At 53.7% G+C, this 706-nt stretch carries 1 protein-coding gene; it reads right to left on the bottom strand.

The window, feature by feature from the left end:
* A partial coding sequence (locus MKX14_RS18365) for an Ig-like domain-containing protein (protein WP_275891878.1) occupies positions 1-706 on the bottom strand: 706 nt, incomplete at both ends.

The raw sequence follows: 706 nt of genomic DNA, 5'->3' as shown, positions 1-706 counted from the left end.
TGTTGCAGTCGTACCGTCAGGGAAGCTGACTGTCACTGTAGAACCCGCTTCTGCTGTACCGCTCACTGGGTCAGTTGCATTAATTGGATCAAGCACTGGTGCATTTGGTGCGGTGGTATCAATGGTCACCACTGCGGTATCGGTACCTGCATTGCCTGCAGGGTCTGTTGCCGTCACGGTAATGGTGTGTGGACCATCAGTTAACGCAGGAAGTGTATTGTCTGCAAGCGTCCAGGTGCCGTCACCATTGTTCACTGCCGGATAGTCAACACCATCCACATTCACAACCACAGTGGCTGTCGGATCGTTCACTGTACCAGTAAGTGCTGGTGTGCTGTCATTGGTCAACACATCATCAAGTGCAACCACCGGCGGTGTGATGTCTGCAAAGACTGTGCCTGTACCTGGCAATGAAGTATTGCCTGCAGGGTCAGTCGCTGTTGCAGTCACGGTATCGCCATCCACCAGGTTACCTGGGTTTGGTACTGACCATGTTCCGTCTGTGCCTGCCACAACTGTTGCAGTCGTACCGTCAGGGAAGCTCACAGTCACGGTTGAACCCGCTTCTGCTGTACCGCTCACTGGGTCAGTTGCATTGATTGGATCAAGTACCGGTGCATTTGGTGCGGTGGTATCAATGGTCACCACTGCGGTATCGGTACCTGCATTGCCTGCAGGGTCTGTTGCCGTCACGGTAATGGTGTGT

This window comes from Acinetobacter pittii (assembly GCF_022449185.1).
Lineage (GTDB): Bacteria > Pseudomonadota > Gammaproteobacteria > Pseudomonadales > Moraxellaceae > Acinetobacter > Acinetobacter pittii_I.
This window is presented reverse-complemented; position numbering and strand designations above follow the sequence as displayed.